Source organism: Micromonospora echinofusca (assembly GCF_017614955.1).
Taxonomy (GTDB): Bacteria; Actinomycetota; Actinomycetes; order Mycobacteriales; family Micromonosporaceae; genus Micromonospora; species Micromonospora echinofusca_A.
In genome coordinates this window covers 1-5,003 of the sequence record NZ_WVUH01000440.1, presented here as the reverse complement: position 1 = coordinate 5,003, position 5,003 = coordinate 1, and the positions used below count along the sequence as shown (strand labels likewise).

General features: G+C 72.9%; 4 protein-coding genes. 1 reads left to right on the top strand and 3 read right to left on the bottom strand.

The features are described 5' to 3' along the window. On the bottom strand, window positions 1-1,526 hold a 1,526-nt coding region (locus tag GSF22_RS30470), incomplete at its 3' end, for an ABC transporter ATP-binding protein (RefSeq protein ID WP_208817363.1). A gap of 155 nt (window positions 1,527-1,681) precedes the next feature. Here GSF22_RS30470 and GSF22_RS30465 point away from each other — a divergent pair. Continuing rightward, window positions 1,682-2,917, top strand: coding sequence for an RNA-guided endonuclease InsQ/TnpB family protein (locus GSF22_RS30465; protein ID WP_208817362.1), 1,236 nt, complete (start codon window positions 1,682-1,684; stop codon window positions 2,915-2,917). Window positions 2,918-2,935: 18 nt separating this feature from the next. Here GSF22_RS30465 and GSF22_RS30460 read toward each other — a convergent pair whose 3' ends face one another. Continuing rightward, the gene (locus GSF22_RS30460) at window positions 2,936-4,024 is read right to left on the bottom strand and encodes a zinc-binding dehydrogenase (protein ID WP_208817361.1); all 1,089 of its coding nucleotides are present in this window, start codon (window positions 4,022-4,024) and stop codon (window positions 2,936-2,938) included. Then, window positions 4,017-5,003 (bottom strand): Gfo/Idh/MocA family protein (locus tag GSF22_RS30455; protein ID WP_244454419.1); only part of this gene is annotated, 987 nt, incomplete at its 5' end. The genes GSF22_RS30455 and GSF22_RS30460, both read right to left, overlap by 8 nt.

Sequence of the window (5,003 nt, the reverse complement as noted above, 5' to 3'; positions counted from 1 at the left end):
ACCTGGACGGCCAGCCCGTCGTCGGTGCGGGTGACCAGGTGGGTGAGGTTGACCTCGTCGAGCGCGGCGAGCAGCCGGTCGGCGTCGGCGTCGGGGGCGGTGAGCATCAGGTTCTGCCGCAGCGTGCCGGCGAGCACCGGCGCCTCCTGCTCGACGTAGCCGAGCTGGGCGCGCAGCGCGTCCCGGGGCAGGTCCCGGATGTCCATTCCGCCGACCCGCAGGCTCCCGGCGGTCACCTCGTAGAAGCGTTCGACCAGGGCCAGCAGGGTGGACTTGCCGGCGCCGGACGGGCCGACGAGCGCGGTCCGGGTACCGGCCGGCACGGTGAAGCTCACGTCGTGCAGCACGGTGGCCCCGCCGCCCGGGTAGCGGAACCCCACCCGGTCGAACTCCAGGGCCGCCCCGCCGGGGGTCACCGCCGGTCCCCGGCCCCGCTGGGGTACGGCGCCGGCCGCGCCGCCGTCCCGGTCCCGCACGGTGACCCCGGTGCCGGTGCCCCGGCCGTCCACGACCCGGCCGCCGGTGGCCGGGTTCTCGGTGGCCCGGTTGTCGGTGGCGCCCTCGACCGGCAGGTCGAGCACCTCCTGGATCCGCTGCAACGCGCCGAGCCCGGCCTGGAGCTGGGTGTACGCGCCCAGCGCCTGGCCGAGCGGCACCACCAGGAAGAACAGGAACATGATGAACGCGACCAGGTCACCGACGGTGATCGCACCGGCCGCCACCCGGGCCCCACCGAACCCGAGGACCAGCAGGAACGCACCCTGCACGGTGATCGTGCCGACCGGGCCGACCACCGCCTGCACCCGGGCGACCCGCAGTCCGGCCGCGTACGCCTGCTCGGCGCTGACCGTGACCGTTTCGGTCTCGCGCTGCTCGGCCCGGCTGGCCCGGATCGTCCGGGCCGCCGAGATGGCCCGCTCCACGGCCGAGGTCATCTCCCCGATCCGGGCCTGGGCCTGCTCGGCCAGGCCCCGAACCCGGCGGGCGAAGACCAACGCGACGGAGAGCCCGGCGGCCACCCCGAGCAGGGTCACCCCGAACAGCAGCGGGTCGAGCAGGATCATCGCGGTGGCCGCGCCCACCACCATCACCGCCCCGGTGACCATCTCGAACAGCCCGGAGGTCACCACCGCCCGCAGCAGGGTGGTGTCCGCCCCGACCCGGGAGAGCAGGTCACCGGTACGACGCTGGTCGTACTCGGGGATCGGCAGCCGCAGCAGGTGCCCGGCGAGCCGACGCCGGGTACCCAGCACCAGCCCCTCGGCGGTGCGTTGCAGCAGGTAGTTGCGGGCCCCCTCCAGCGCGGCCCCGACCACCAGCAGGCCGACCAGCAGCGCCACCACCGCCGCGACCGGCTTCGACGCGGACACCGAGTCGAGCACCGTCCGGGTGAGCAGCGGCTGGGCCAGCGAGGCACCCGCGCCGAGCAGGGACAGCACCGCCACCCCGAGCAGGAGGCGCCGGTGGTCACGGAGGTACGGCAGGAGCGCGGACAGCCCGACTCGACGGGTGGCGACCGTGGTCATCGCGTTCCTTCCGTGGATACTCCGGCCTTCAGGCCGGAGAGGAAACGGAACCCCTGCGGAGCAGGGCAGAAGAAGCCGATCCGCCGCCAGTGCGGACCGGCGTCCAGCCGCGTGGCACCGCGAGGCTCAGCGGCCAGCTCGCTAGCCTGTGAGTCATGGCCAGGGCGGTGAAGCGGGCGTTCAAGTACCGCTTCTACCCGACCGGCGCGCAGGCTGCCGAGCTCGCCCGTACGTTCGGCTGCGTCCGCAAGGTGTACAACATGGCGTTGCAGGCGCGCACGCAGGCGTGGACGCTGCGCCAGGAACGGGTCACCTACGAGGCCACCTCGGCGATGCTGACCGGCTGGAAGAAGACCGACGAATTGGCCTTCCTCAACGAGGTGTCCTCCGTGCCGTTGCAGCAGACGCTGCGACACCTGCAGGCCGCGTTCACCAACTTTTTCGCCAAACGCGCCAATTATCCGACGTTCAAGAGCAGGAAGAAGTCGCGCCGATCGGCGGAGTACACCACCAGCGCGTTCCGCTACCGCGAGGGTCGGCTGACCCTGGCGAAGATGACCGAACCCCTGGACATCGTGTGGTCGAGGCCGTTGCCCGACGGTGCGACACCGTCCACGGTGACCGTGTCGCAGGACACGGCCGGGCGCTGGTTCGTGTCCCTGCTCTGCGACGACGTCATCGAGCAGACCCCGACCACGGGCGCGGTCGGGATCGACGCCGGGATCGACAGCCTGCTCACCCTGTCGACCGGGGAGAAGATCACCAACCCCCGGCACGAGCGGGCTGACCGCGATCGGCTCGCCCGTGCCCAGCGGAACCTGGCCCGGAAACAGAAGGGCTCCGCGAACCGGGCCAAGGCCCGGCTCACAGTCGCCCGGATCCATGCCCGCATCACCGACCGCAGGCGTGACCACCTGCACAAACTGACCACCCGGCTCGTTCGTGAGACCCAAACGATCGTGATCGAGGACCTGAGCGTGCGTAACATGCTCGGCAACCACCGCCTCGCCCGCGCCGTCAGCGACGCGGCCTGGCGACAGGTGCGCACCATGCTGGAGTACAAGGCCGACTGGTACGGCCGCACCCTGGTCGTCGTGGACCGCTGGTTCCCGTCGTCGAAGCTGTGCTCGGCGTGTGGCGCGCTCGCGCAACACATGCCGCTGCACGTCCGGACGTGGACCTGCCGATGCGGGCAGACCCACGACCGGGACGTCAACGCGGCTCGCAACATGCTCGCGGAGGGGCTCTCCGTGATTGCCTGTGGAGGCGGTGTAAGACCTCAACGAGAGTCCTCTCGGACGGGGCGGTCGTCGGCGAAGCAGGAAACCCCGAGGGTGACCACGGGAATCCCCGTCCTTCAGGACGGGGAGGATGTCAACCGATCACGGTAGCCGGACCGTCCACACCGCTCAGCGGGTGAGCACCACCTGGAGTTCGTGCCGACGGCGTTCGGCCAGTTCGGTGAGGAGGGCGGGGGCGTCCCCGAACGGTACGGTCGCCGAGACCAGGTGCTTGCGGATCAACTCGCCGTCGACCCGGAGCAGGTCGATGGTCTCCGCCGAGAGCCGCTCCCGGTCCCAGGTGGGGGCCAGCCCCCGGGGTACCCGCCCGATCTGCGCGCAGCGCAGGGACAGCCCGTTGTGGTGGAACTCCTCACCGAACCGCACCTCGTCCGCCCCGGCCTGGTAGAACGCCAGGTCGATCGCGGTGCCCTGGGGGCGCAGCAGCCGCAACGCCTGGTGCAGTGCCCAGGACTGCCCCCGGCACTGGAAGACCACGTCCGCGCCCCGGTCCCCGGCGACGTGCGCCCACCGGGTCTTCAGCACCACCGCCGGGTCGGCGCCCGCCGGGTCGAGGGTCTCCAACCCGAGCGCCTCGGCGACCTGCCGGCGCTGCGCGGTCGGGTCGACCACGACCACCGAGGCGGCCCCGTGCCGGCGGGCCAGCAGGGCGGTGAGCAGGCCCACCACGCCCGCCCCGGTCACCGCGACGCGGCGTCCGCGTACCCCGTCGCCGAGGGTCCGTACGTCCGGGCCGCACAGGTCGGCGGCGGCGTGCAGCAGTCCGTTGGCGCAGATCGGACCCATGTGCGCGACATACACCCCGAGCAGCGGGTCGAGGTCGTCGGGAAGCGGGACGAACCGCTCCGCGAGCGGATCGGCGACGTACCCGGTGCGGTGCCCGTAGGTCATGGCACCGACCGTGCCCACGGTGACGGCCGGGGTACGGCTCTCGACCACCCGCCCCACCTGCATGTAGCCCAGCCGGGTCACCGGGTACGGGCTGCTCGCCGCGCCCGGCTGGAACAGCCCGAGGTCGGCGTTCCAGCTCACCGACAGGTACGGGTTGGTGCCCTTGACGTAGCTCAGTTCGGTACCGGCGGAGACCCCGCTGTAGAGGGTCTCCACCCGGAACATGCCGTCGCGCAGGGCCGCCGGCTCCTCGTCGCGCAGCTCGACCCGGCCCGGTCCGGTGACCACCACCACCTGCTCAGACATGGGCCGGCACCCCCGTGGGGACAGCCGGCTGCCCGGGCGCCGGCCGGACCGGTCGACCCTGCCGGGCCGACTCGGCCACCGCACAGGCCAGCCGGTGGGTGGCGAGCGCCTCCGGGTACGGCACCCGGATGTCGTCGCCCACCCCGCGCACCGCGTCGACGAAGGTCCGGTCCACGGCGGTACGCGCACCGTCCGGATCGGCCGGGTGGTGCCGCTCGCCGTCGGCGTCCCGCACGGTCAGCCCGGTCTCGTCCAGCTTCAGGACCAGCCCGTCGGTGAGGATCTCCAGACCGGCACGTTCCTTCCAGCCGAGGACGCAGGCCGAGGCGAGGGTACCCACGGCGCCGTCGGTGAAGCGCAGCGCCGCGACGGTCACCGCGTCGATGTCCGCGCCCTCGACGGGCGGCGGGTTGCCGTCACCGTAGGCGGTCACCTCCGCCACTTCACCGACCAGCACCCGCAGCAGGTCCAGCACGTGGGCGGCCTGTTCCACCACCGGCCCGCCGGAGCGGTCCCGGTGACACCACCAGTCCACCGGGGGCACCTTGTCCAGCCAGGCGCCGCTGACCATCCGGACCGGCCGGTCGGCGAGCAGGTCCCGGGCCCGGTCGACCACGTGCAGGTAGCGCCAGTGGTGGCCGACCGCGGTCAACGTGCGCCGCTCGGCGACCAGCGCGCCGATCCGCTCGGCGGTGGCCAGGTCGACCGCCACCGGCTTCTCCACGAACATCGGGCGGCCGGCGGCGAGCACCGCCTCCTCGACCGGGCCGTGCGCGAACGGCGGCACGCAGACGTACACCGCGTCCACGCCCGCGTCCAGCAGTCCGTCGACGTCGGGGAAGACCCGACCGCCGTACTCCCCGGCGAGCCGACCCGCGGCTGCGGTCGTGACGTCGGTGACCCCGACCAGTTCGACGTCCTCGAACCCGGTCAGCACCCGTGCGTGACGCTGGGCCACCCCTCCGGCCCCGACCAGCCC

Excerpts from the sequence above, each read along its gene's own strand:
- GSF22_RS30465 (WP_208817362.1), top strand. The coding sequence starts at position 1,682 with ATGGCCAGGGCGGTGAAGCGGGCGTTCAAGTACCGCTTCTACCCGACC.
- GSF22_RS30460 (WP_208817361.1), bottom strand. The coding sequence starts at position 4,024 with ATGTCTGAGCAGGTGGTGGTGGTCACCGGACCGGGCCGGGTCGAGCTG.